The 24,930-nt window shown below is 62.6% G+C and carries 29 protein-coding genes; 12 read left to right on the top strand and 17 right to left on the bottom strand.

Annotated features, from left to right (window positions below; genetic code table 11):
- Window positions 1-49 precede the first annotated feature (49 nt).
- A complete protein-coding gene (locus JQ567_RS02325; protein ID WP_212437301.1) occupies window positions 50-1,009 on the bottom strand; it encodes a hypothetical protein in 960 nt (319 codons plus the stop codon).
- Window positions 1,010-1,098: 89 nt separating this feature from the next.
- Window positions 1,099-1,887: a cobalamin-binding protein gene (locus tag JQ567_RS02320; RefSeq protein WP_212437300.1), complete on the bottom strand. Its 789-nt coding sequence runs from the start codon at window positions 1,885-1,887 to the stop codon at window positions 1,099-1,101.
- Between the two features lie 123 nt (window positions 1,888-2,010).
- Between JQ567_RS02320 and JQ567_RS02315 the strand changes: the two genes are divergently transcribed.
- Window positions 2,011-2,409 carry a PaaI family thioesterase gene (locus JQ567_RS02315; RefSeq protein WP_212437299.1) on the top strand — a complete coding sequence of 133 codons (399 nt, stop codon included), beginning with the start codon at window positions 2,011-2,013 and terminating at the stop codon, window positions 2,407-2,409.
- Window positions 2,410-2,530: 121 nt separating this feature from the next.
- Here the strand turns inward: JQ567_RS02315 and JQ567_RS02310 are convergent, their stop codons facing one another.
- The 3 genes from JQ567_RS02310 to JQ567_RS02300 all read right to left on the bottom strand — a co-directional run bounded on the left by JQ567_RS02310 (window position 2,531) and on the right by JQ567_RS02300 (window position 5,788).
- Window positions 2,531-3,577 (bottom strand): phenylacetaldoxime dehydratase family protein, encoded by a 1,047-nt coding sequence (locus JQ567_RS02310; protein ID WP_212437298.1) that lies wholly within the window; start codon window positions 3,575-3,577, stop codon window positions 2,531-2,533.
- A gap of 40 nt (window positions 3,578-3,617) precedes the next feature.
- Window positions 3,618-4,631: a carbon-nitrogen hydrolase family protein gene (locus JQ567_RS02305; RefSeq protein ID WP_212437297.1), complete on the bottom strand. Its 1,014-nt coding sequence runs from the start codon at window positions 4,629-4,631 to the stop codon at window positions 3,618-3,620.
- A gap of 203 nt (window positions 4,632-4,834) precedes the next feature.
- Complete coding sequence (locus JQ567_RS02300) at window positions 4,835-5,788, bottom strand: helix-turn-helix domain-containing protein (protein WP_312017332.1); 954 nt, start codon at window positions 5,786-5,788, stop codon at window positions 4,835-4,837.
- Window positions 5,789-6,020: 232 nt separating this feature from the next.
- On the opposite strand from JQ567_RS02300, the gene JQ567_RS02295 reads away from it, so the two are divergent.
- Complete coding sequence (locus JQ567_RS02295) at window positions 6,021-6,641, top strand: GNAT family N-acetyltransferase (RefSeq protein WP_212038118.1); 621 nt, start codon at window positions 6,021-6,023, stop codon at window positions 6,639-6,641.
- A gap of 193 nt (window positions 6,642-6,834) precedes the next feature.
- On the opposite strand, the gene JQ567_RS02290 is transcribed toward JQ567_RS02295, so the two are convergent.
- The 4 genes from JQ567_RS02290 to fabG all read right to left on the bottom strand — a co-directional run bounded on the left by JQ567_RS02290 (window position 6,835) and on the right by fabG (window position 9,058).
- A complete protein-coding gene (locus JQ567_RS02290) occupies window positions 6,835-7,137 on the bottom strand; it encodes a hypothetical protein (RefSeq protein ID WP_212392024.1) in 303 nt (100 codons plus the stop codon).
- A gap of 86 nt (window positions 7,138-7,223) precedes the next feature.
- On the bottom strand, window positions 7,224-7,523 hold the full coding sequence (locus JQ567_RS02285; protein ID WP_212437296.1) for a putative quinol monooxygenase: 300 nt from the start codon (window positions 7,521-7,523) through the stop codon (window positions 7,224-7,226).
- A 33-nt stretch (window positions 7,524-7,556) separates the two neighbouring features.
- Window positions 7,557-8,231, bottom strand: a complete 675-nt coding sequence (locus JQ567_RS02280) for a DUF2161 domain-containing phosphodiesterase (RefSeq protein WP_212437295.1) — start codon at window positions 8,229-8,231, stop codon at window positions 7,557-7,559.
- A 146-nt stretch (window positions 8,232-8,377) separates the two neighbouring features.
- The gene (gene fabG / locus JQ567_RS02275) at window positions 8,378-9,058 is read right to left on the bottom strand and encodes a 3-oxoacyl-ACP reductase FabG (protein WP_212437294.1); all 681 of its coding nucleotides are present in this window, start codon (window positions 9,056-9,058) and stop codon (window positions 8,378-8,380) included.
- 273 nt (window positions 9,059-9,331) lie between these two features.
- Here fabG and JQ567_RS02270 point away from each other — a divergent pair, with 273 nt between their 5' ends.
- The gene (locus JQ567_RS02270; RefSeq protein WP_249135235.1) at window positions 9,332-9,472 is read left to right on the top strand and encodes a hypothetical protein; all 141 of its coding nucleotides are present in this window, start codon (window positions 9,332-9,334) and stop codon (window positions 9,470-9,472) included.
- A 75-nt stretch (window positions 9,473-9,547) separates the two neighbouring features.
- Here the strand turns inward: JQ567_RS02270 and JQ567_RS02265 are convergent, their stop codons facing one another.
- Entirely contained in the window at window positions 9,548-10,294 is a 747-nt protein-coding gene (locus JQ567_RS02265) for a tyrosine-protein phosphatase (protein ID WP_212437293.1), read from the bottom strand.
- A 21-nt stretch (window positions 10,295-10,315) separates the two neighbouring features.
- Here JQ567_RS02265 and JQ567_RS38805 point away from each other — a divergent pair, with 21 nt between their 5' ends.
- A complete protein-coding gene (locus tag JQ567_RS38805) occupies window positions 10,316-10,741 on the top strand; it encodes an MliC family protein (RefSeq protein ID WP_312017331.1) in 426 nt (141 codons plus the stop codon).
- A gap of 110 nt (window positions 10,742-10,851) precedes the next feature.
- On the opposite strand, the gene JQ567_RS02255 is transcribed toward JQ567_RS38805, so the two are convergent.
- Window positions 10,852-11,049: a DUF2735 domain-containing protein gene (locus JQ567_RS02255; protein ID WP_212414723.1), complete on the bottom strand. Its 198-nt coding sequence runs from the start codon at window positions 11,047-11,049 to the stop codon at window positions 10,852-10,854.
- 558 nt (window positions 11,050-11,607) lie between these two features.
- Here JQ567_RS02255 and JQ567_RS02250 point away from each other — a divergent pair.
- From JQ567_RS02250 to JQ567_RS02235, 4 genes are all read left to right on the top strand, one after another.
- Window positions 11,608-12,645, top strand: a complete 1,038-nt coding sequence (locus JQ567_RS02250; protein ID WP_212437292.1) for a glutamine synthetase beta-grasp domain-containing protein — start codon at window positions 11,608-11,610, stop codon at window positions 12,643-12,645.
- A gap of 193 nt (window positions 12,646-12,838) precedes the next feature.
- On the top strand, window positions 12,839-13,546 hold the full coding sequence (locus JQ567_RS02245; RefSeq protein WP_212437291.1) for a GrlR family regulatory protein: 708 nt from the start codon (window positions 12,839-12,841) through the stop codon (window positions 13,544-13,546).
- Window positions 13,547-13,550: 4 nt separating this feature from the next.
- Window positions 13,551-14,237 carry a substrate-binding domain-containing protein gene (locus JQ567_RS02240; protein ID WP_212437290.1) on the top strand — a complete coding sequence of 229 codons (687 nt, stop codon included), beginning with the start codon at window positions 13,551-13,553 and terminating at the stop codon, window positions 14,235-14,237.
- Between the two features lie 48 nt (window positions 14,238-14,285).
- Window positions 14,286-15,113: a tetratricopeptide repeat protein gene (locus JQ567_RS02235; RefSeq protein WP_212437289.1), complete on the top strand. Its 828-nt coding sequence runs from the start codon at window positions 14,286-14,288 to the stop codon at window positions 15,111-15,113.
- 210 nt (window positions 15,114-15,323) lie between these two features.
- On the opposite strand, the gene JQ567_RS02230 is transcribed toward JQ567_RS02235, so the two are convergent.
- On the bottom strand, window positions 15,324-15,803 hold the full coding sequence (locus JQ567_RS02230; RefSeq protein WP_212437288.1) for a hypothetical protein: 480 nt from the start codon (window positions 15,801-15,803) through the stop codon (window positions 15,324-15,326).
- A 155-nt stretch (window positions 15,804-15,958) separates the two neighbouring features.
- Between JQ567_RS02230 and JQ567_RS02225 the strand changes: the two genes are divergently transcribed.
- On the top strand, window positions 15,959-16,663 hold the full coding sequence (locus tag JQ567_RS02225; RefSeq protein WP_212437287.1) for a hypothetical protein: 705 nt from the start codon (window positions 15,959-15,961) through the stop codon (window positions 16,661-16,663).
- Window positions 16,664-16,745: 82 nt separating this feature from the next.
- Entirely contained in the window at window positions 16,746-18,368 is a 1,623-nt protein-coding gene (locus JQ567_RS02220) for an ABC-F family ATP-binding cassette domain-containing protein (RefSeq protein WP_212437286.1), read from the top strand.
- Between the two features lie 44 nt (window positions 18,369-18,412).
- Here JQ567_RS02220 and JQ567_RS02215 read toward each other — a convergent pair whose 3' ends face one another.
- Both JQ567_RS02215 and JQ567_RS02210 read right to left on the bottom strand, forming a co-directional pair.
- Window positions 18,413-18,949 carry an REP-associated tyrosine transposase gene (locus JQ567_RS02215; protein WP_212437285.1) on the bottom strand — a complete coding sequence of 179 codons (537 nt, stop codon included), beginning with the start codon at window positions 18,947-18,949 and terminating at the stop codon, window positions 18,413-18,415.
- A gap of 47 nt (window positions 18,950-18,996) precedes the next feature.
- Entirely contained in the window at window positions 18,997-19,974 is a 978-nt protein-coding gene (locus tag JQ567_RS02210) for a glycerophosphodiester phosphodiesterase family protein (protein ID WP_212437284.1), read from the bottom strand.
- Window positions 19,975-20,135: 161 nt separating this feature from the next.
- Here JQ567_RS02210 and JQ567_RS02205 point away from each other — a divergent pair, with 161 nt between their 5' ends.
- Complete coding sequence (locus JQ567_RS02205; RefSeq protein ID WP_212437283.1) at window positions 20,136-21,011, top strand: MBL fold metallo-hydrolase; 876 nt, start codon at window positions 20,136-20,138, stop codon at window positions 21,009-21,011.
- Between the two features lie 84 nt (window positions 21,012-21,095).
- Complete coding sequence (locus JQ567_RS02200; RefSeq protein ID WP_212437282.1) at window positions 21,096-21,479, top strand: cupin; 384 nt, start codon at window positions 21,096-21,098, stop codon at window positions 21,477-21,479.
- Between the two features lie 8 nt (window positions 21,480-21,487).
- Here the strand turns inward: JQ567_RS02200 and JQ567_RS02195 are convergent, their stop codons facing one another.
- The 3 genes from JQ567_RS02195 to JQ567_RS02185 all read right to left on the bottom strand — a co-directional run bounded on the left by JQ567_RS02195 (window position 21,488) and on the right by JQ567_RS02185 (window position 24,863).
- Entirely contained in the window at window positions 21,488-22,117 is a 630-nt protein-coding gene (locus tag JQ567_RS02195) for a DapH/DapD/GlmU-related protein (RefSeq protein ID WP_212437281.1), read from the bottom strand.
- A 125-nt stretch (window positions 22,118-22,242) separates the two neighbouring features.
- Window positions 22,243-24,324 (bottom strand): methyl-accepting chemotaxis protein, encoded by a 2,082-nt coding sequence (locus tag JQ567_RS02190; protein ID WP_212437280.1) that lies wholly within the window; start codon window positions 24,322-24,324, stop codon window positions 22,243-22,245.
- A gap of 299 nt (window positions 24,325-24,623) precedes the next feature.
- Window positions 24,624-24,863 (bottom strand): hypothetical protein, encoded by a 240-nt coding sequence (locus JQ567_RS02185; protein WP_212437279.1) that lies wholly within the window; start codon window positions 24,861-24,863, stop codon window positions 24,624-24,626.
- Window positions 24,864-24,930 lie beyond the last annotated feature (67 nt).

Genomic DNA, 24,930 nt, shown 5'->3' with positions numbered 1-24,930 from the left:
TGACGCGTTTTCTTCACACGAACCGGTATCCACTTCGCTGGAAAACGCTCTACGGCTTTGCTTTGAAGCTTTCGACCATCGCGCGGAACTCCGGCAAGGCCTCGTCAAATCGCTCCGGCGGCGCCATGCCCAGCAGGACAAAGGGGCGTCCCGACGGATAGAGCGCAACGACGAGGTAGCGGAGCGGGCGGCCACCGGCGCCTTTGCCCTCTCCAAGATATTCGAAGCCGGCCATGGTCGACGTCGTGAGCGGTCTGGTGCTCAGGATTTTCTGGTCGGTGATGGTTCTCGAGTTGAGAAATTGCTGTTCTCCGAAGCGCTGCTGATCAGAGGGCGCAATGGTGGCTTCGGTGGCGAGGCTGACGATGAAGCCGACATCGTCCAGCTTCCCCTCCGGTGGAGGCGGCGTTTCCTTCAGCAACAGGCCCCTGCCGGCCAGGGGCTTGCGATACGCAAAGCGCGCTGTCGGCTCGATCGAAAACGGCAGGGCGGCGATCGGATCGCCCGAGGCCGTCGCATGGATGCGGACGCTGGCAAGCGCGGCGCGGATCACGGCATCCGACAGCTGCTTTGGCGCAGGCTTGGCGATCGAGACGGTCAACATTCCGGTCATGTCGGGGCCGTTGATGACCATCAGCCATTTGTCAAAAACCTGATTCCCGGCGCGTTGCTCCGCACGCACCGTAATCTGCTCGTAGGGCACCCCCTCGATCGTCTCCGTCGACAGCAGGCGCATCCCTCGCTTGGCCATCGCTTCAGCTGTGAGGCCGTTACGGAACTGCGTGAACGCGACCGGAGGGAATTCCGCGATCAAGATCGATGCATGGTGCGCCTGATCCTGAAAGCCTGTGAATGTCGTGGCGACGACAAAGCCCTTCGGTGGCGCGAGACTGATGCGGCTGCCCGGTGGCGTGATCGGATCGGCAGCGTTGGCGAGGCCGGCGAAGAGGCCGCCGGCCAGAGCCAGGCCGAAAGCAAGATGTCGCTTCGCTGTCGATAGTCGCCACATGCTTGCACAACCCTCTCTACGTCACGTTCAACACGATGATCCCGAGATCGTTTGTTCCTCAAGTGAGCGCGCCGGTTCAATGTCGGCTGTCAGTCTCGCTGCGGCCAGAGCGCCTTCACGATCGCATCCAGCCCGTCGGTCAGCGCGGCCGGACCGGGCTGCAGGATCAGCGGCGATTTGATCTCGACGATGCGGTTGTTGCGCACCGCCGGGACATCGCTCCAGCCCGGTCGTTGCCTGATCCGGTCAGGCACGACCTTCTTGCCGCACCATGAGGCCAGGATCACGTCGGGCGCGGTGTCGCGCACCGTGTCCGCCGAAATGACCCGGTCCTTGGCAGCCTGCTGAAACCGGAGCTTTGGCAATACGTCTTCGCCGCCGGCAATCTCGATCAGTTCGGACACCCAGCCGATGCCGCTGATGATGGGATCGTCCCACTCCTCGAAATAGACTTTTGGTTTGGGTGAGGGACGGGGCGTCGCTGCAATCGTGGCGAGGCGCTGCTCAAAGCTGGTGGCAAGTTGCTCGGCGCGATCGGCGGCACCGACCAGTGCGCCGAGCGTGCGGATCATCGCCAAAATCCCGGCGACGTCGCGCTGGTTGAAGACATGGATGGCGACGCCGGCGCGCACGAGTTCGGCGACGATGTCGGCCTGCAGGTCGGAGAAAGCCAGCACCAGATCCGGCTGCAGCGCCAGGATCTTCGGAATGTCCGCCGAGATGAAGGCCGATACCCGCGGCTTCTCGCGGCGTACCTGCGGCGGCCGCACTGCATAGCCGGAGACGCCGACGATGCGGTCCTGGTCGCCGAGCAGATACAGCGTCTCCACGGTCTCTTCGGTGAGGCAGACGATCCGGCGGGGCGGGAACTGGCGCATGGGCACCATATGCAGAATTAACGCGGTCTTGTCACGGCACCATTACCTCCGAGGTCATTGCCTGATTTACCTGGCTCCTCCATGCTTCCTGCGGAATCGTTTGAAGGAAGTACGGGAGGAATTATGACGCTGCTGGAAAAAATCCAATCGATGAAGATGCCGTTCGCGGAATTGAAGGGCGTGACCTTTGTCGAAGCCGACCAGGACCGCGTGGTAGCACGGATGCTGGTGCGCCCCGAGCTCTGCACGCTGCGCAACACGATTCACGGCGGCGCGGTGATGGCGTTTGCGGATTCGGTTGGCGCCGCCGCGACCGTCATCAATCTGCCCGAGGATGCCAAGGGCACCACCACGATCGAGAGCAAGACCAATTTCATCGGCGGCGCCAAGGAAGGCAGCACGGTGATTGCGACCGCGACCCCGGTGCACCGGGGACGACGCACGCAGGTCTGGCAGACCCGGCTCGAGACCGACGATGGCAAGCTGGTCGCGATCGTCACCCAGACCCAGATGGTGCTGTAGGCGGCGTCCGGTCGCGGTCTATAGCCTTATCGGTTCTGATTGAATCAGAACCGAAGCTCTAGACTCTTGTTTTGACGCGTTTTCTTCACGCGAACCGGTATCCACTTCGCTCGAAAACGCTTTAGATGGCGTCCGTCTGCACGGCGTTCAGCATTCCGGTACGCGGGTGACAATCCAGATATTCAAAGAAGGCTTCGTCGGCCCGCGCCACCGTGACCTCGTGATAGAGCCGCAGCTTCGCGGCAGGACCCAAGGTCGACAGATATTTCATCGCGGCGCCAAAAATCCGGACATGGGTCGGATGCGATTCCGCCCATCGCTCCAGGGCCGCGAGGCTCTTCCACCAGCTCATGCCGTAGGATTTTTCGCTCCGTGTGCCGTCGGGCGCGACCACCGTCATATAGCGGTTGGCGTAACAGCCGATCGAGCGGCCGTCATCGCGCAGGAAGTCCATGCCTTCCCGCAACACCGGCTCGACGTCCTCGAGGTACATTTTGCGTTCGGAGGCTTCGGTATCACCCCAATCCTGGCCCGACCGGATCAGGCACACATTGTCCGAAGGGATGACCCTGATGCGGGCGCCATCACGGACAGCGGTGATGTTTCCTGATGGCGCCATCTCGCTGCTCTGGGATTTTGGAATGCGATCACGCATGCCGCCCCAATAGGCGTGCTCCTGAATCTCGCCGCTCATGCCGTCGGCGAGAACCGCGACGCCTTCGGGTCTTCCGAGGGACGAGAACAAGGTCTCATAGCCTTCCACGCTGGGATGCAGCACCTCGATGAACGTGCCCACACCGCCGGCGTTTCGTCGCTCGCCGGTCCAGCCCTCGCGCGCCGCTGGGAACCAGCCATCGAACCTGGCGCGATCGTCCCAATAGGCCACCGTGACGACATTGGTGAAACCGGCTTCATCAATATAGCGCGCCCGGTCCCAATGCGCTGGGCCGCCATTCTGCCCGAAAGCGGCGACGATCCACGCCAGCGCCTGCTCGGCGGCTTCTGACGGCTCGCCGCGGGTCTGGACGCCGAAATAGGCCATCACCACCCGCGCCACGGCGGGCTTGTGGCGCGCCACGAACGACGGGTAGGGCGGCGCATAATCGTCCGGGACGCGACGGTGGCGTGTGCGCGCGCTTCGCAGATGGTCCGGGATCGCGGATTCCATGGGCTCGCTCCTCGTCAGCTGGCAGAACCTTCTAAAGCTCTCAGGCCTGAAGCCTGATTTCGCTCATGACCTCGGCATCGACCGGCAGCGTGAAATGCTCGACGCGGTTGGCGCGGGACGTGTTGAGCAGCAGCCGCGTGACATCAGGCCGGGAATAATGTCCGGCGGGATCGGCGGCGTTCTTCGCCACCCCGATCATGCCGAGATCGATATCGGCATAGAGAATGCCTTCCTGATCGGGCGGCAGTTTTTCGGCGAGCGAACTGCCGTCCGGCCCAAAGATCACCGCGTGACCGCCACCGGCATGCAGGAACGCGTGCTTCTCGGGGGAGTCGCAGAGCTCGTCGATCATGGCCTGCGAGACCACGGCGCAGGGAGCGAGGACGAAGCATGAGCCCTCGACCGCGTAGATCTTGCTCGCGGCATTGTTGACCTCATGGCCGAGGGCATGCGCGAACGGGTCGTACAGCGAGAAGCTCGGCCAGGCGCCGACGTGAACCTGCTCGTTCTGGGCGTACATCGCGTATTTCGACAGCGGCTGCAGATGTTCCCAGCAGCACAAGGCCCCGAGCCGGCCGACATCGGCGCGATCATGCACGGCAAGGTCGCTGCCGTCGCCTTCGCCGAACACGGTGCGTTCGGCATGGGTCGGCCGCAGCTTGCGGCGCTTGGCGATGGTCTCGCCGTCGGGCCCGATCAGCCATTGCGCGATGTAGAGGCTGCCGCCGGCGCGTTCGGAGAGGCCGAGGACCGCGGTCAGCTTGGCGCGCTTGACGGCCTTGCTGATCCTGTCGGCTTGCGGGCTGCCGAACGCCAGCGAGTTGTCGAAATAGCGCTGCACGAAGCCGCGGCCGATCGCCCAGGCGGGCGCACCGAGCCAGATCTGCCACGGATATCCGGGAATGAAGGTTTCGGGAAACGCGATCAGTTTGGCGCCTTGGGCCGCGGCCTGTTCGATCAGCGCGATCGTCTTGTCCACAGTCGCATCGAGATCGAGAAAGACCGGCGCGGCCTGAACCACCGCTACCTTGTACTTCTGGTGCACGAGACCCATCGAAATCATCCTTCTGCGTTGGGAGATAAGGCAATCGCTGGGTCGAAAGCCTACCGCCGCCCCTGGCCGTGGCGCTTGTCCGTGGCAGAACGAAAACTTGTCTTAACTTGCAATGGTCAGCCGTGACGGCGTCGAGCCAGGCACGTCGCCGCAGGCGGCGGGCGTTGTGCCGCCGCGGGAGGCCAGACCGATCGGAGGAGAATTTATTGCGGCGGGTGCTCGCGCCATTCGCGCGGCGAAGCGCCGTACCTCTGCTTGAAGATCCGGCTGAAATGGGCGAGGTCGTTGAAGCCCCACGCGAATGCGATGTCGCTGATGTGCCGGGCCGCATGCGCCGGGTCCGACAGGTCGCGCTTGCACCGCTCCAGGCGCTGCATCTGGACATAGCCGCGGAACGAGTGCTGCTCGTCGGCCATCAGATCGCTGGCATAGCGCGGCGAGATTCCGGTGGCCGCGGCAACCCGCGAGATCGACAGGTCGGGATCGCTCAGGTGCGTCAGGATGTAATTCTTGAGCCGATAAAGCAGCGCAGAGCGGTGAAACGACTGATCCGACGAACGCGCATGCATCCGATCGGCGAAGGCCATGGCAATGAGATCCAGTCCCTGATCCAGGAGGCGGGAAGCAGTGGCGGGATCGACGTGGTCGACGACCTTGCTGGTGCTAACCAGAAATTCGTAAGCCAAGCCTTCCAGGGGCCGACTGCTGCAGAAGGTGGTCGCGGTCAGCGCGTCGAACGCGCCGATGCGTTGCTGCAGAAGTTTTCGCGGCATCTGCAGGATCGTTTGTGAAAAACTGTCATCGAAGCGCAGCTCGTAGGGGCGGGTGGTGTCGTAAATGACGAACTGTCCCGCGGACACGACGGCATCGCGGCCGTCCTGATACACGCCGTTGACGCCGTGGTTGCCCAGCGCCACCAGCACGTAATCCTCGCTGGCGCGTGCGATCCGGGATGGCGTGCGGAACACCCGCTGGGCGCAGGAATCGACGCGGGTAAACGTCGCGCGGCCGATCGCGGATTGTGAAACCGCGCCCCAAAATCCCTCCCGCATATCGGAGTGGCAATCGAGACCGACAAAGGTGTCGCAGACGATGTCCTGCCAGACCGCAAGGCGTCGATCCGGAACTGAAGAACTCGTGTCGAGCACGACAGCCACGATGGGACCTCCGGGAACCGGGGTAAGTGTGAGCCAAAGCCCGGCTCAAATCCAGTGTGTGCAAATAGCTTGCCGGGCGCCGCGACTGGCGTCGATTTGGTTACCGAATTGTTAAGCGGGGAATGGCTTTTTATTAGGCATTTGAAGGGGTTGAACTTCATATTGCGATGCACAATATAGGTGGTCTAGGGATTCGACGCCTCCTCGAGGGCCACCACGAGGAGTTATGACTATGAACTACCAGACTACCGCTCCGAGCCGCGCCAAGGGCACCGTTCGGATTCTAAGCCAGCAAGAGGAATTGCCGCTGCTGCGCGATCACCTTTTGCGGCTCGACCGCACCAGCCGCCATGATCGCTTTCATGGCTTCATGGACGACAGCTTCATTGAACGCTACGCCGAAAAATGCGCCAACGACGGCACTGTGATCATTGGCTATTTCGAGGATGGCGTGGTGCGCGGCGCCGCCGAACTGCATCCGCCGGAGCAATCGCCTGACGCATTGCCGGAGATCGCCTTCAGCGTGGAGAGCTCGGTACGGCGCAAAGGCGTCGGCAGCATCCTGTTCAGGAAGCTGATCGCGGAGGCGCGGGCCAAGGGTTACAAGAGCCTGCGGATCACCACCGGCGCGCAGAATGAAGCGATGCGGGCGCTCGCCAACAAGTTTGGCGCACACCTGACGTTCCGCTACGGCGAATCCACCGGCAGCATCGATCTGGCCAAGCAGAACCAGCCGGAAGGGGCGCCGTCCGCAATGGCGACGACGCTCGAGGCCGCACGGGCGATCACGAACTTCAATCGTGCTTATTGGGCCATGATGCTGAGAATGTCCGGCTGGGGCCGGACGGCCTGACCGGAAGGCCCATCGATAGAGCCCCGTTCCGCTTGCATCGGAACGGGGCTCTGTATTTTTTGATTTGACGCGTTTTCTTGACGCGAACCGGTGCCCACTTCGCTTGAAAAACGCTTTGGCGGCAATTCGCGGATCTCCTGGATCGCGCGGATTGCCCGGGGGCCTTTAACACTAAGATCTTCAGGAATGGACTTCAGGTACCAGTGCGCTTGTCGTTACCGAAGCGCCTGATCACCTTGCGTTCGACCACGACAGAGCGCTGGGCGCCTTGCTCGCCCGTGATGACGCGGGTGGCGGACCGCGCAACCGCGCGGCCGGTCTTCTTCACCTCAGCCAGCACTTCTTCGTACGGCAAGCCCATCAGTGCTGCGGCGATTTCCGCCTGCTGCTGCTGATCGTCGGTAATGCCGACGGCGGCGAAGATCGCTTCCTCCAGCGTCGGCGGATCGCGCCGTACGCGCCGGGTGCCATATTTCGTGTTCCAGTCTTCGCTCATCGGGGCCTCGCATCTGATGCGGAGATACCTAAGTGCCCTTATGTTGCATTGCAATATGAATTTGGCGTGGCATTACAGCCATGCACCTACAATTTCTCCAGTCTGGTAGCGTCGTACAGTTCGATGGACGTGGCGGCCGCAGCCAGCGATTGCAGCGATTTGACGAAATCGCGCGAGGCGGGGACCGCGAAATGGTTAAGCAGCGCGGCGCGGTCGGCCCATTGCTCGAAAAACACCAGCCGCAGCGGGTTTTCGCAATCGACATGCACGGTGTGCGAGATGCACCCCGGTTCGCTGCGCGAACGATGGACGTGCTCGAGGCTCAGGCGGCGGACCTCGTCGAAACTGTCCTGGCGCGCCGTCACACTGCCGGTAACCACGATCATGTTGTCCTCCCGGTTTCACCGTCCTTGTCGGGACTATTCGGCGGCGGCCAGATCCAGCGGTTGTTGCGGCCAGCGTTTCAGCGCAGCACGCCCGGCATCGGTCAGCACGTAGATTCCGCGCTCGGCGCGATCGAACCAGCCATAGACATTGTGCAGCAAAATCTTGCCGGCGTCCGGCATCTCGATCCGCAAATCCTTCACGCGCCGCGGGCCACCCGAAAGCGCCGCAGCACAGGCCAGCGCCTGCTGGCGATAGGCCGTCATGATCGGCGCGCGCGTAGAGCCGCCCATCGCCGGATCGCCCTTGCGTCGCTCATGCTCCCTGATCAGCCGCGAGCGTTTCTTGGGATTGGGGCGAGGGGCTGTCGTGGCGGGTTTGACGATCACCTCGACGTCGCCGGTGTTGGTGACCGCGAGCATGCCAAAGCCAAGCCGACGACAGAGGTTGCGATAGCGGGCGTCACTTTCGCGGCCCTTGCCGCGTGCCGACAATTTGGCCGCGAGCCACACCTCGTCACAGGCGCCGGCGCGATCGACCGCCTGCAGGATCAGTTCGAGATTGAATGTGAGCTTCAATTCCCCGATCACCACCACCGGCGGATCGTCGCCGCTGAGCGCCACCAGGTCGCAGCCGCCGATCTCGCCCTTGACCGTGAAGCCGAGCTTTTCAAGGAAGCGTTTGACGGGCAGGTAAAGCGCGGTTTCCAACTACAGGCTCCGGCGGCAAAGCGGCCGCGACTCAGTGTCACGAGTTTAGCCCGGATTTGGCCAAATCGCGCGTAAGCGGCTATCTTGGCCGGCGGGACAGACAAACGGGCGCGATCCAATGCTGCGCAGGCTTGCGGACTGAGGATTTAAACCCGCCCGCTCACCGGCAGCAGCGCGCCGGTGACGGCGGAGGCGGCATCGCTGGCGAGGAACAGGATCACGTCGGCCAGTTCTGTTGGCCTTACCCATTTGCTGAAATCGGCTTTCGGCATGCTGGCGCGATTGGCTGCGGTGTCGATGATCGACGGCAGCACGGCGTTCACCGTAATCCTGCCCTTGTATTCGGCGGCGAGCGCTTCGGTCAGGCGATGCACGCCGGCCTTGGACGCGGCATAGGCGCCCATTCCGGCGCCCGCCTGCAGCGCGCCAAGCGCGCCGACATTGACGATCCGTCCGGCACCGGACGCGGTCAGGTGCGGGATCGCCGCGCGCGAGGCGTTAAGCGCAGTCGTGACGTTGAGCGCGTACATGCGCTGCCACGTCTTCGGATCGCCCTCAATGACCGTCTCGAACGCAAAACCACCGGCGATGTTGATCAGCGCGTCTAGTTTGCCGAAATGCGATGCCGCGGCATCGATGGCCTTCTTCGCCGCCGCCGCATCGGTCAGGTCGACACCGCCGAGTTCGAACTGGTTTGATGTAGCCGGCACCTGCGTCGGCGCGTGGTCCACGCTCGCGACCCTGGCGCCGGCCGCCAGCGCTTGGTCAACGACAATGCTGCCGAGCGCGCCGAGGGCGCCGGTCACGACAATGACTTTTCCATCCATAATGGGCCTCCGCGGTAATGAACGGCAACTATCGTCAGGATTTTCATCAGCAATGCGGCGAATTTCACGTCCAAAAAGGCCGAAGCGGCGATGCGGACTACGTAAGACTACGGATCAGGGGGTGATCCGTAAAATTTGCGCAAGTTGCGTAAGTCGATTTCAGAAGCTCGATCGCTATAAGGGAGTCCAATCCAAGGCAGGGGCATCACGATGGGATCACTACCCGACCACGGTTTACCGCTCGTTCAGCTTAAGGAGCAGCGGCGGGACCTGGTGGTCGCGCTGCAAAACCGCAACGGTCCAATCAAGGACTGGGAGCTGATGCAGATTGCGGCGATCCAGCAGGCGATCCAGGCGTTCGAGGATGTCATCGCCGATCTCGATGCAGAAATGGAAATGGAAGCCGCGGCCTGAGCGATCGCGAGGCACACTCGCGCCGAAAGTCGGCCGCGCGAATCGTTTCGATGCGGCGGGTGAAACACGATTAAATCAGGATTGCAGATAGAGCGCCGCGAGCGCCGCGCGCTCCTTTTCGCCAAGACCGATGCCGTCGCGGAGATAAGCTTCGAGACTGCCATAGTCGGCGTCAATGGCTTCGAACGCAGCGCTGAGGAACGCGGGCTGCACCGAACCCAGCACCTGCTTGACGTGATCAGGCAGGTCGCTGCTGGCGGCGGGATCCCTGCGGTAGAATTGGTTGGTCAACAAATAATCTTCCGCAATCACCTCGTCGGGAACGCCGAGCGTATGCAGGATCAGCGCACAGGCGAAGCCGGTGCGATCCTTGCCGGCGGTGCAATGGATCACCAGCGGGGCGCGGTCTTCCAGCAGATGCGCAAACAGCGCCCGGAAGCGCGGCGTATTTTGCTGCACATAGCTGCGGTAGGAATCGCGCATCACCTCGACGGCGTGGTCGGTCGACAGCGCCGTGCCGCTGGCGGCGATGGCACGAAGTGCGGCGACCACCGTTGGCTCCACCGGCAGCGAATGCACGGTAATATCGGCCAGGCCGCACACCGCCTCGGCGCGCTCCGTCGTGCCTCGAAAATCGAACGCGCTCTTGACGCCGAGCGAGCGCAAGACCGCAGCGTCATCATCGGTGAGATGGCCAAGATGGTTGGACCGGAACATCTGCCGCCAGCGTACCGTGCGGCCGTCCCGGGTGAGATAACCGCCGAGGTCGCGGAAATTGCTGGCGCCAGCAAGATTGAGATGACGGGCAGGGGAATCTGACATCGGGGCTGCCTTACGGAATTCTTGATCGAATTCTTGGAGATGCAATTCTTGTGCGGCGATCGAGCCGGGGTGTGTCGCGTCTTGCCCTCTGGTCTATACTCGGGCCGTCAGGAGGAGAATATGAATAATCGCAAGATCGCTGGTTTCGCGGCGGCGTTGCTTCTGGGAACGATGTTTTTGGGAGCGGTCGGCTCGTCGGCCGCGTTGGCACAGGCGACTTTCAAAAATTATCGTTGCGCCGACGGCACGCAATTCATTGCCGGGTTTTTCCGGTACGATTCACGCGCCCATCTGCAACTCGATGGCAAGGCGGTGACGCTGAAAAAGGGTGTGGCGTTTTCGGGGTCGCGCTATACGGGCCGCGGGATTACCCTGAAAGTCACAAAGGCCGGGCTCACCACGCTCAAGCACGCCAAACGGCCGGTAACGGCATGCGAACTGACGTAAAAACAAGGTTTGCATGAAAAAGGGCCGAAACGATTGCGTTCCGACCCTTTTCTACTTCACCGACCGCGCCTGAACTCTTTGACGCGGATTTACCGAACATTGGGCTGGCATCAGTGGTCACGCCCAGGCTTGGTTTCCTCGATGGCCGCTGCGTGGTACCAGCTGCCGCTGCAGTCCGCGACATCGACCGCCGGCGCGGCAAAGTCGGGCTTGGTCTCGCCATAGCGACGTCCCGCCAAGGCCGACCGGCCCCCGGCTGGGAATTGATAGATCTTGGCAGATCCCTCATTCACACCTGTATTGATCATCCTGGTCTCTCCTGGATCGAGCGAACCACCATGGTGCGCCCGACTCGTTCTCCGTTAGTTACCGAGACTGCGATATCGTTCGCGCCCTCCCGGAATGCAAATTGCTCAAATAAAGTCATCTAATGTGCATTTTATAGGCACTTCCTGTTTTGCTTCGTGTGAGGCAATGGGCAGGTGACTAACGCTTGAGCCGGGGGGAAGGTTGCCGGCCGCGACCGAACCTCCCGCCGAATGGCGCAAAAGGCTGCTGCAGCTTTAATCGGGCCGGGAGCTGCGGACCGAAACTGCCGTAGAATCGGGCTTCAGGCGGGCTCGAAAGCGCCTTTTGGCCGCCTGGCGCGCATGTCAGGCGCGCTTCTATGTCGCATCAAAAAACGCACGCGCGACGGTGGACAGCCCAACGCCGTCCAGTGCCGCGTTGCAGCGTTTTGGCACTTTAATTGCTTGGTAAGAAACGGCCTGACGTGGCCGGGTACACGTGTGCGGGGACTGCAGGGCTTCTAACCTCCAAAGTCCGAGGTTTCCGCACCTAGCAGCATTAAACTCAAGAGAGGCTCAATGACCAAGTACAAGCTCGAGTATATCTGGCTCGACGGGTATACGCCGACACCGAATCTGCGCGGCAAAACACAGATCAAGGAATTCGCTTCGTTCCCGACGCTCGAGCAGCTCCCGCTGTGGGGCTTCGATGGCTCATCGACCATGCAGGCCGAAGGCAGAAGCTCGGATTGCGTGCTCAAGCCGGTTGCGGTTTATCCCGACGGCGCGCGCAAGGACGGCGTCCTGGTGATGTGCGAAGTCATGATGCCGGATGGCGTCACCCCGCACGCGACCAACCGGCGCGCCACCATTCTTGACGACGAAGGCGCGTGGTTCGGCTTCGAGCAGGAATATTTCATGTACAAGGACGGCCGGCCGCTCGGCTTCCCGACCTCGGGTTATCCTGCGCCGCAGGGCCCGTATTACACGGGCGTCGGCTACAGCAATGTTGGTTCGGTCGCGCGTGAGATCGTCGAGAAGCATCTCGAGCTCTGTCTTGCCGCCGGCATCAACCACGAGGGCATCAACGCCGAAGTGGCGAAGGGCCAGTGGGAATTCCAGATCTTCGGCAAGGGCTCCAAAAAGGCCGCCGACGAAATGTGGATGGCTCGCTACCTGTTGCAGCGCCTGACCGAAACCTACGGCATCGACATCGAGTATCACTGCAAGCCGCTCGGCGACACCGACTGGAACGGCTCGGGCATGCACGCCAACTTCTCGACGGCCTATATGCGCGAGACTGGCGGCAAGGCCTACTTCGAAGCGCTGATGGCAGCCTTTGAGAAAAATCTCATGGAGCACATTGCCGTCTACGGGCCTGACAACGACAAGCGTCTGACCGGCAAGCACGAGACGGCTCCCTGGAACAAGTTCAGCTACGGCGTGGCTGACCGCGGCGCCTCGATCCGCGTGCCGCACTCGTTCATGAAGAACGACTACAAGGGCTATCTCGAAGACCGCCGCCCGAACTCGCAAGGCGACCCCTACGCCATCGCTTCGCAGATCCTGAAGACGATTGCCGAAGTTCCGACGGCTGCCAAGTCGGCCGCGGCCTAAACCACGCCGCATACACGGACGGGGGCGTCCGGATGCAACCCTGACCCGCCAAAGCGTGCCCGCTTTGGCGGGTCATTGCGTTGCGATGACGTTGCCTCAAATGCATCGATTCAAGCCCTTTGCCCGATTCAAGCCGTTCCCCTGCGTTATGAACCGCGCTAGATAGCCGATGCGCTTGCCGGGGACACGGCCATTGCTCGAGGGTTTCTACAAGATCAGGTTCCAGCTCAACGACGCGGTCGGCCGCAGCGTGATGTATGTGCGCGCCGGCAAGATGCTCGGCGGCAATTCCGCCTTTGCTCATATCGGCACTTATCAGGAGGAAGCCGATGGCGAGCTTGTCATCGAGATCAAGACCGTTCGCCATAATCCCGACCCGAATTACCGCGCGATGGCCGGCACCGACGACGCGACCCTGCTGGCGCGGGGCAAGCCGGATGGCAATCTCTACCGGTTTGAAGGCGGCCTCAAGGAATTGCCGGGTGCGAAATTCAGCTCGGTCATGACACCGATCGGAGAGGAGGAGATCCCGATCGCCGGAGGCGTCGGCCAGGATGGTATCGTCAACGGCCTCTATTCCATTCACATCCGCATGCTCGACGGCGTCGACGGCGGCCTGACTGGCGTGATGCTGCTCAATGACGGCCGCATCCTCGGCGGCGACGCGTCGTTCTACTACATCGGCAGCTACACCTCGGAGAAGGGCCGCTGGAAGGGCCAGATCCTCAATCAGGAGCACACGCCGGCAAGGGGCGAGAACCCGGTGTTCGGCGGCCATGAGGTCGGCATTGGCTTTGCCGGCACCTGCGACGAGCAGGGGGCGCTGCTGGAGGCCACCGCGCTTGCGGGCAAGCGTAGCCTCCGCCTGACAGCCGTGCTCAAGCTGATGCATCGGGCGTAACGCCATGGACAATGCCGTGCGCGTGCTCTCGACACTGGCCCTGAAGGGCGCGGTTCAAAATCTGGCTGGGCATTATGAGGTAGCCGGCGGTGTGCGCATCGATGCCGATTTTGCGCCGACATTGGCGCTGCTGGATCGCCTGCGCGGCGGCGAGGGCGCCGACGTCGTTATCCTGACCCGCGAGGGGCTCGACGACATGGCCCGTGAGGGGCGCGTGGTGGCGGATAGCTGCGTGGATCTCGCGCGGTCCTATGTCGGCCTGGCGGTGAAAGCGGGCTTTGCCCATCCCGACATCGCAACCGAGCCCGCGCTGCGCGCGGCGCTGCTTGCCGCCCGTTCGGTGGCCTATTCGCGGATCGGCGCCAGCGGCATTTTGTTCGCGCAGTTGATCGAGCGCTTGGGTATTGCATCCGAGATCAATGCGAGAGCGTGCATCATCCCGTCGGGTTTCACCGCCGAACGGCTGGTCACCGGAGAGGCCGATCTGGCCGTGCAGCAGATCAGCGAACTGAAGCAGGTCGGGGGTATCGAGGTTATTGGCCCGATTCCTCGCGAGCTGCAAACGCCCGCGGTGTTTTCCGCCGGCCGCGTGGCGGCCTCTGGCAAGGTTGCTCAATCGGACCGGCTGTTGCGGTTTCTCGCCTCGCGCGAGGTTGCGCCGGTGCTGCGCGAGAGCGGGCTTGAGCCTTGAATTTGGGAGCCTTGAATTTGCCTGCCGGTCGACGCAACCTGTCGCCCCATGAGGACGCTGTTTCACGGGGTCGCGGTTGCGATAGGTGTGTTGGTGTTGCCCGTTCTGGCGCGCGCGCAATCGGCCGATCTCGTGCTCTGCGACCGCGTCGCCGCCGATCCGTCCGATCCCGATAAGCCGGCCGACGTGAAGGGCACGCCTGAGATTGCGGCCTCCGATATCGCCACCGCGATCAAATACTGCAGGATCGCCGCGAGTTCATCGCGGCGGGCGACGTACCAGCTCGGACGCGCCTACGCGGCCAACCGGCAAACACAAGAGGCGGTCGCGGCCTGGCGCAAGGCGGCCGAAAAAGGCTCGACCTCGGCCATGGTCGAACTCGGTGTGCTCTACGGAACCGGTGCCGGCGTTGCGCGGGACGAGGCGCAGGCGCGCAAGCTGTTCGAGCGCGCTGCCCAGGCCGGCAATCCGCGTGGCATCAGCAATCTCGCAGCCCTTGGCGGCGGCGCGGGCGGACCGGCCGACCCGGCGCGGGCGCGCGATTTGCTGTCGAAGGGCGCCGAGACCAATGCGGAGGCGCAATATCAGCTCGGCATGATGCTGGCGGAAGGCGATGGCGGCGCCAAGGACGATGTTGCCGCGCGGGCGTTGTTTGAAAAGGCGGCGGCGCAAAATCATCCTGGTGCGCTGGAGCGCATGGGCGCGTTCGCACAGCAAGGCCGCGGCGGCGCCAAGGATTCCAACGCCGCCAAAGCCTACTACGAGCGTGCCGCCGCACTCGGCGATGAAGATGCCAAGAAGGCATTGGAGCGGCTGCGATGTCCCTACACAATCAAGGACAAGCGCGGCAACGTGGTGACCAATCTGTGCTTCTGAATTGCGGCGTGACGTTGGTGTGTCTCGCCACCCAAACAGTCGTCATACTCCGCCACCGGGTCTCGCCTGCGGCGAGCCCGATGACAGGCTCCAGCGGAGTATCCAGTACGCCGCGGCCTCTCGGCTCTTGCACCAACGTCACTGGAATACTGGATCACCCGCCCCCCGTGCGCAATTGCGCACTCAGGCGGGTGATGACAGGAGGGCGGACTACTTCATGTAATAGCTGATGTAGTATCGCGCCCGCTGATAGGTCAGTTCCAGATATCCGGGATAATCTCTTGCCGCCAGTTCGACCGCACGCTTGTAGCGTGCGCCGAACTCGCCCTTGATCTTGTCGAAGTAACCAAAACAGGCATCGTCGAATCTCACCGCGGCAATGATGGCCTGCTTCACTTCCGCTTCATCCATACCGGGATGGGTGAGTTGCAAGCGGTCGAAGGTCAGACCGTCTTCGGGATGATCGTGCTCGAATTTGACCTCGATCGAATTTTCCCCCGACGGCCGCGACCGGAACACGTCACGCACGTTCGGCGGCATCGCGCGCCACGCGAGCAAGTCGAGCTTGGAGCACTCCCGCCACAGCAAATAGGCCGCGTCCTTCAACGGCAGCTCGCTGGCCTCGGCGATGGTTCGGGCAATGGTCTCTTCATCTTCGGTCATCGGTATCACCGCTATGGATTTGCTCATTGGTCGGCTGCAGCGGCCAGCCGGTTCACGGCGGCGGTGCCGGCTGCGTGAGGTATGACACGGAAGGCCCAAAGCCTGCGCTGAAACGACCGCTGGTGCCGCTTCTCCGCTGGTGCTATGCCCCCGCGATGATTCAATAAAGCTGGAAATCTCCCTTGCTGGATGGGCTTTACAAGGCTGAGTACGGCGTGAACGACGCGTTCGGCCGCAGCATCATGTGCATGCATGAGGGCAAGCTTTTGGGCGGCAATTCCGCCTTTGCGCATCTGGGGACCTACCAGGAAAAGGACGGGGAGATTCTCGGCGAGGTCATCACCCAGCGTCACAATGAGGACCCGCATTACAAGCCGCTGATGGACACCGACGTCGCCGCGATCAGCGTGCGGGGCACGACGGACGGCAACAAGATCCGCTTCGAAGGCAGTGCCGCGCCGCGGCCTGGCGCGTTGTTCTGGGCCAATCTGACCCGGCTCGACGACGAGGCATTGCCGCCTGTCGGTGAAGTCGGGCCAGGCGGCATCGTCAACGGGCTCTATTCGATTCACATCCGCGCGCTCGACGGCGTCGATGCCGGGCTGTCAGGCGTCATGCTGCTGATGAACGGCCGCATCCTCGGCGGCGATGCGTTCTTCTATTATCTCGGTTCCTACAGCTCCGCCGATGGCCGCTGGAAAGGCGAGATCCTCAACCAGGAGCACACGCCCGCGAAGGGCGAAAATCCGGTGTTTGGCGGCCATGAGGTTGGCATCGGCTTTGCGGGCACCTGCGACGGTGAGGGCGCGGAACTGGAAGCCACCGCGCTCGCTGGAAAGCGCAGCCTGCGCCTGGCCGCCACCTTGAAGCTGATGCGGGCGGCCTAGCGGTATTATTGCCCCGGAATAGGCTTTCCCCTGCGCCCTACATGGAATAAGAGCGGCCAACAATTTTCATGTTTGGGCAACAATGATCCGTCTCGATAACGTCAGTAAGCAGGTCGGCCACCAGATCCTCTTCATCGAAGCTTCGGCAGCCCTGCAAAAGGGCGAGAAGATCGGCCTTGTCGGCCCGAACGGGGCTGGAAAGACCACGCTTTTCCGGATGATCTCAGGTCAGGAACTGCCCGACGAGGGTCAGGTGTCGCTCGATCGCGGCATTACCATCGGCTATTTCAGTCAGGATGTCGGCGAGATGGCAGGCCGCAGCGCGGTTGCCGAGGTGATGGACGGCGCAGGCCCCGTCAGCGTCGTGGCCGCCGAACTCAGGGCGCTCGAAACCGCGATGGCCGATCCGGACCAGGCGGATGAGATGGAAGACATCATCGCCCGCTATGGCGAGGTACAGCACCGCTTTGAGGAACTCGACGGCTATGCGCTGGACGGCCGGGCCCGCGAAGCGCTTTCGGGCCTCGGGTTCAGCCAGGAAATGATGGATGGCGACGTCGGCGCGCTGTCGGGCGGCTGGAAGATGCGCGTGGCGCTGGCGCGCATTCTATTGATGCGGCCGGATGTGATGCTGCTGGACGAACCGAGCAACCATCTCGATCTGGAAAGCCTGATCTGGCTGGAGCAGTTTCTGCGCGGCTATGAAGGCGCGCTGCTGATGACCTCGCACGACCGCGAGTTCATCAACCGCATCATCAACAAGGTGGTCGAGATCGACGGCGGCACGCTGACGACTTTTTCCGGCAATTACGAATTCTACGAACAGCAGCGTGCGCTGAACGAGAAGCAGCAGCAGGCGCAGTTCGAGCGCCAGCAGGCGATGCTGGCCAAGGAGATCAAGTTCATCGAACGCTTCAAGGCGCGTGCCTCGCACGCGGCCCAGGTGCAGAGCCGCGTGAAGAAGCTCGACAAGATCGAACGCGTCGAGCCGCCGAAGCGGCGCCAGACGGTCGCGTTCGACTTCCTGCCGGCGCCGCGTTCTGGCGAGGACGTCGTCAGCCTGAAGAACGTCCACAAGGGTTATGGCAGCCGCAGCATCTATGAAGGGCTCGACTTCATGATCCGCCGCCGCGAGCGCTGGTGCGTGATGGGCATCAACGGCGCCGGCAAGTCGACGTTGCTGAAACTGGTGGCGGGCTCGACCGAGCCTGATGACGGCACCGTCGTGGTCGGCGGCAGCGTCAAGATGGGCTATTTCGCCCAGCACGCGATGGATCTGCTCGACGGCGAACGCACCGTCTTCCAGTGGCTGGAAGATTGCTTCCCGCAGGCAGGCCAGGGCTCATTGCGCGCGCTGGCCGGCTGCTTCGGATTTTCCGGCGACGATGTCGAGAAAAAATGCCGGGTGCTGTCGGGCGGCGAGAAGGCGCGGCTGGTGATGGCGCAGATGCTGTTCGACCCGCCGAATTTTCTGGTGCTGGACGAGCCGACCAACCATCTGGATCTCGCGACCAAGGAGATGCTGATCAACGCGCTCTCCGAATTCGAGGGCACCATGCTGTTCGTCTCGCATGATCGCCACTTCCTGGCGGCGCTCTCCAACCGCGTGCTGGAATTGACGCCCGAAGGCATCCACCAGTTTGGCGGCGGCTATACGGAATACGTTACGCGTACCGGCCACGAGGCGCCGGGCCTGCGGAGCTGATGCTCGGAAATTCGTAGCCCGGATGGAGCGAAGCGCAATCCGGGTCAGTCTCCGCGCTCGCCGAAGTTTCTGTGATCCGCGCGGCCGTCCCCACCCCAATCGGGGGCCAATATCCCGGTACGGATATATCGATGCAGCGAGGAAAACGGCCATTCAGACGGCGTTGCGACCAATCGATGCTTAACCGGATTGTAATGGATGTAATCCACGCAACGTTCGAAATCACGATCGTCGCGAATTGTGTGTTCCCAGAAGCGTTTTTGCCAAAGTGAATATTCGCCGCGATGATCGCTTGAAACAGGCACGCCGGCCGCGACGATGCTTCGCGTGAAGCGACCCTTGATCCGACGCAATCGGTTCGAAAAGTCCGCATCATCGGGCGGCAATGTCAGGATCGTGTGCAAGTGATCGGGAAGAATGACGATGGCATCTATCGAAAACGGCCGTTCGCTGCGCGTCTCCCGGAACGCAGCGCGCAGCGATGCTACGTGGTCGACCAGCGCCGACGATCTTCGATCATCCAGCGTCAAGGTGAAGAAGAACGTCCCACCTGGGATGAAATTGCGTCGATAACGGACCATTCTGGCAGTCTACCCCGGATTTCGCTTCGCTTCATCCGGGCTACGAACTATCTCCGTCGCGCCAGCGGGGCGATTGTTTCGATTTCGTTGGTCCAGATCCCGCCGGAGTATTTATCGGGCAGCCGTTGCAAGAGCTCAGGCGTGTCAATGCCGGACGAAAACTCGCCGCCGCTGTAGGGGCCCAGCACGAAGACCGCGCTGTTCGCGGCGTCCATGCGGTTCAGGAATCGGTCCGGCCAGCCCCACAGCCACGGCGCGACATTGATCGGCACCAGGACCATCGCATTTGCGCACGCCCGCGGTACCATGCCGGTCCAGCCGTAGCCGATGTAGCTGACAAGACAGCTCTTGATGGCCGCGCGCGAAATCGTCCTGATGTCCGGCACCAGCCGCCGGACCGCTTCGATCGGCTCGTCGCCGCCATAGACCATGATGAGGCGGCGGCGCTCGGCGGGGAGGGCTCTCAGCACGGCCGCCAGCTTCTCGCCTTCGGACCGATCGCGGCTCTTCACATTGACCAGCAAGCGCTTGTCCGGGAAGGTCGCGAGCGTCTCGCCCAGCGTTGGCATCTGGCCGATACCCTTGCCGCGGAATGGAAAGGTCTTGCCGTTGTCGGCCGTGTAGCCGTAACCGATATCGCGCAATTTCAGCTCGGCCATCGCATGTTCGCGGGTCACCCCGCGTCCATCGGTGCGGCAGTCGAGCGTCCAGTCGTGAAATACCGCAAACTCTCCATCGGTTGTGGGATGGACGTCAATCTCGACAATATCGGCGCCGGCCGCAAACCCTGATCGCATCGAACGAATGGTATTCTCCAGATAGTCATGCGTCGGCGGCAACATCCGTGCCGCCGTGCAGGTGTCGTTCTTCAAATCGCGTTCGTCGAAGCGCTGCGCCACGCCCCGGTGTGCGAGAAGGACGGGAGGGCCTTCGCGATTCGCGGTCAGGAGATTGGTGTTGTTGATGTAGATGCAAGCGGCGATCGCAGCGATTGCTGCGGCGACGTACTTTGTCTTCCTGCCCAATATTACACCTCTTTTGAGATGTGCTGCTAAGCAGTATTTCTGTTCGATTTGCGGCGACGGAAAGCGACAGGACCAGCCAAACGCATTGGGGGCACGCGTACACGCTGGCTTGAACCATCAGTGTCTGCCCGATACGCTTCTTGCAAAAATCGGGGGAAACGATGCGGCAGATCAGGATCGGCGACATCACCATCGACGCGGTGATCGAGCGCGAGGGGCCGTGGCGGCGGCCGCAGGATTTCTTTCCGGCCTATGACGAGGCGGTCTTCAGGCAGCATCTGCCTGATATGGAGCCGGAATTCTTCGACGCGGCATCCGGCAAGATGTTCATCACCTACCAGACTTTTGTGGTCCGTACGCCGCGCCATACCATCCTGGTCGACACCTGCACCGGCGAGGACAAGGGCCACCCGCCGCCGTTCGATTTCCCGGGCAAGGAGCGCTGGCGCAAGGAACTGTTCGCGCTCGGCGTCAGCTTCGAGCAGGTCGATTACGTGTTCTGCACCCATCTACACATCGACCACACCGGCTGGAACACCACGCTGCGCGACGGGCGCTGGGTGCCGACATTCCCGAATGCGAAATACATATTTCACAAGAGGGAATACGCGGTGTGGGAAGCCGAATACGCCAGGGGAGCCGAGCCGCCCGGCAAGGTGTTTCGCGACAACTGCCTGCCCATTGTCGAGGCCGGGCAGGCGCTATTGGTCGATGACGACTACGCGCTGGACGATACCGTCACGCTGACGCCGACGCCGGGGCATTCACCCTGCCATTGCTGCGTCAACATCTTCTCGAAAGGACAGCGCGCGGTGGTGGCCGGCGACTTGATGCATCATGCGATTCAGTGCCGCGAGCCCGACTGGTCGCCCGGCGTCGACTGGGACCCAAAACAGTCGGCGGTGTCGCGCCGCACGTTCTTTGCCTCCGTCGCCGGCACCGATACGCTGATCCTGCCGGTTCATTTCCCGAACCCGACGGTCGGCCTGATCACGGCCGATGGCGATCGCTTCGATTATCGTTTCAAACGGGATTAGCGCTATTGACTGATCGCTCACCGAATGGCGACTTCGTGCGCCATGTCGGGTTCGACGACTAGACCAGCAACACAGGACAGCATCATGGATCAGCGCGACCCAAGGACCGGAAAGGAACACCGGGAGTTCTTCAACATAGATCTCTCCTCGGGCTGGGAAACGATCGCGCCGGGTATCGAAGCGAAGACGCTGGCTGGATCGCTCGATGAAGCGGCCGGCAAGGGGCATCTCAATCGCCTTGCGCGCTGGGCGCCGAATGCCGAGATCGATGCCGTGCGCGCGCACGCGTTTTACGAGGAGGTCGTGGTTCTGCGAGGAACGTTGCTTGTTGCCTCGCAGGAGCCGCCCCATCGCTTCGAGGCGTTCCACGCTCCGGCTTTCGCCTGCCGTCCTCCGCATGCCAAACACGGCCCCTTCAAGGCAGGTCCGGAAGGCTGTTTGCTGCTTGAAACATCGTTTTTCTATTAGGGCTGGGATTAACTCCAGCGCGCGCAGAATCCCTCGACGTCGCCGGTCTGGAATTCCGGCAGGCGCTGAAAGATGGTCTCTGCGGGCCAATCCCACCACGCCATTCGTGAGAGTTGCGCAGCGATATCGCGGTTGAAACGCTCTCGGATCTGCTTGGCCGGAACACCGCCCACGATGGTGTAGGGCGCCACATCACGGGTAACCACGGCGCCGGCCGCCAGCACAGCGCCGTCGCCCACCGTAACGCCCGGCATCACAATGACGGCGTGACCGATCCAGACATCGTTCCCGATCACGACGCGGTCGGCGCGGCGCTGCCGGAAGAAGCCGTGGTCGCGCTGCGCATCCGCCGAGTAATATTCGGGGCAATAGGTGAAGCGATGCTGTGACGGGCGGTCGAGAGGATGGTTCGGCGCCCCGATGCGCACCTGCGCCGCGATTGCACAAAATTTTCCGATCTCTGCGTCCGCGACCATGCAGCCCGGGCCGAGATAAGAGTAATCGCCGAGCTCTGTGTATTCGATGGCGGTATCGCCGAGAACCTCGCAGCAACGGCCGACGGTGACCTCGCGCAATTTGACTGTGGGCTCAATGACGGTTTCGGCGAGCTTCGGGCGCGGGGGAGCCGGTTGATGCATGTGGACTGCTCGTTCTGAAGCAAGCGGCCTCGTGCCGCGACCGTCATCTACCACAGCAGGCAGGCGGCGGCGCGAGAAGGTTCGGACTGCCAAGCATGCGCTGCCTGCAACGATCCCCGCCTGACTTAGGCGGCGCGAACCTCGCTGAGGAAGCGGTTGACCTGGCCGGCGAGGTCCTTGGACTGCGACGACAATTGCTCGGCTGCGCCCAGCACCTGGGTGGCGGCTGAACCGGTCTCGTCGGCCGCCCGCTGCACGCCGGAGATGTTGGCGTTGACTTCCTGGGTGCCGCGCGCAGCCTCCTGGACGCTGCGGGAAATCTCCTGCGTCGCCGAACCCTGTTCCTCGATAGCCGAGGCAATCGCAATGCCGATCTGGTCGATCTCGGCGATGACGTTGGCGACGTTCTGAATGGCCGTCACCGTCTCGTCGCTCGCGGCCTGAATGGCGGCGATCTGTTCGGAGATTTCGGTGGTCGCTTTCGCGGTCTGGCCGGCCAGCGATTTGACCTCGGAAGCGACGACCGCAAAGCCGCGGCCGGCATCGCCGGCGCGCGCGGCCTCGATGGTGGCGTTGAGGGCGAGCAGGTTGGTCTGGGCCGCGATGCTCTGGATCAGCGTCACGACGTCGCCGATCTTCTGCGCGCCTTCAGCCAGCGAACGGGCGGTGTCGCCGGTGCGGCGCGCATTGTCGACGGCGCGGGCCGCGATCTCGGTGGACTGCGCGACCTGGCGGCCGATCTCCGAAATCGAGGAGGTGAGTTCTTCCGTGGCGCTCGCAACGGTCTGGACGTTGGTCGAGGTCTGTTCGGAGGCGGCGGCCACGACACCGGCCTGACGGTTGGTGGCGGCGGCGGTCGAGGACATCGAGCGGGCAGTGTCTTCCATCACGGATGAAGCTGACGACAATCCGCCGACGAGTTCGCTGACCTTGGCTTCGAACGAGCGGGTGAGTTCATCGAGCACCTGGACGCGCCGCATCTTGACGTCGTTCTCGGCGGCCTTTTCCGCCGACAGGCGTTCCGCCTCGATCATGTTGTCCTTGAAGACGCGCACGGCGGCCGCCATCGCGCCGATCTCGTCGTCACGCTCGGCGCCCGAGATTTCGTCTGAAACGTTGCCGCCGGCAAGACGCGTCATGGTGGCGGTAAGGTCGACGATCGGTTTGCAGACGCGGCGGCGTACCATCAGGATCAGGCCGGCGCTGGCGCCGATAACGGCGATCAGGCCTGCGAGCGCGATGATGAAGCTGAGGCGCGCCGAGGAGTAGGCGGCGCCCAGGACCTCCTCGGCATTGTCGTAGAACGCGTCGCGCAGCGTAATGACCGCGCCGAGGCCCTTCTGCGATTCCGCGAAGAACACATCGACGTCGTGCTCGTATTTGCCGCTGATCGCGCCGTCCTTGACGAGCTTCAGCTCCTTGCCGAACCGATCGACATAGGCCTCGTTCATCTTGCCGAGGGCGGCTGCCACATTGGCTGGCGTTGCGGGATTGCCGCGCAAGTCCTGCAGCGACATCAGGATCTGGTCGGCGCGGCCTTGCGCGCGGCTAAGTTCCATTTTCTCGGCGTCGGTCGCGACGCGGTTGGCGCCGACCAGGTTCTTGTGCAGGCTGGCGTTGTAGCCGCCGACATCGCGCAGCGCCCAGGTGATGTTCGCGTAGGTCGCCTGGCGATAGGCGTCGCCGTCGAGCAGAGCCATGCGGCGGACCTGTTCTTCGAGCAACGCGGTGATGGCGGCGTTGAAGGCCGCGTTATCGGCGACGATCTTTCTGGCGGCGTCCTTGCGGGCCTCCGCGGGGCCGGCGATCGCCTTGTCGATGGATTCGCGCAGGGCATTGAACTTCGCGTTCAGCGCATCGATGCCGCTGCCGACGGACGCGCCATCGTCGAGCGCGCCGGGCAGCGCCTTGCGGATTGCGTTCATCTTCGCCAACGCGCCGTTGGTATCCTTGCGGTATTTGTCGAGGTCGGTGAGCATCTTCGGCTCCACCACCGCCGGCCCATACAGGATGTTGGTGGAGAAGCCGCGTTCGGGGTTCATGTAGCGCGGGATGTCGCCGACGGCCCGCACCACTTCGAGCCGGCTCTGGGCGACGGACACCTTGTCCATTGTCTGGTATTTCGTGACGGCCACATAGACGGCAAGGCCACCGCCCACGGCGGAAAGCGAGACGATGGCGGCGGTCAGGAGGGTACCGATTTTCATGGGATTTGGGCCATTCACGATGGTATGGGAGTGCTGGCCTCCATCCTAAGTGGTGCGCATTAATCTTGGGTTACGGTGCGGGCAGGGGCCTGCCGTGTGCGTTCAGCGTGGCGGGAGCGAGTAGGTGAGATGGCCGGTCCACCAGCCATCGTGGCTGGACTCGATCTCCTCGTCGTCCCGGCGAAGGCCGGGACCCATATGCCGCGGCCGCTATCTTGAAAGGCACGGTTCGACGACTTTGCCTAACCACGAAACCCTGTGGTTATGGGTCCCGGCCTTCGCCGGGACGACGGATAGGTTCAGCGGTCCTCTTCGTCCGTCTTTCGCGGCGAGGATTTGCGCGATGGGGTGGGCGCGCCGAGTTCCTGGCAGGGCAGTTCGGTCCATGATCCATCTGATGTCTGCTGGTAGGAATGGCAGGACGATGACGCCGGCTGCTCGCTGGTCTTCGGCGTGTCGGCGTTTTTGGCAAGCCCGGGTACTGCCGCCGCGAGCAGGGCGGCTGTCGTCGCCACAAAGATCGCGTGTCCTAACCGCATGGAAATTCTCCTTTTTGAAAATGAAGTTCCTTTCGTAGCGGACATTGTGGAATTTTTTGGACGGGCG

The organism is Bradyrhizobium sp. AUGA SZCCT0431, from assembly GCF_018131065.1.
In the GTDB taxonomy this organism is placed as follows: Bacteria; Pseudomonadota; Alphaproteobacteria; order Rhizobiales; family Xanthobacteraceae; genus Bradyrhizobium.
This window is presented reverse-complemented; position numbering and strand designations above follow the sequence as displayed.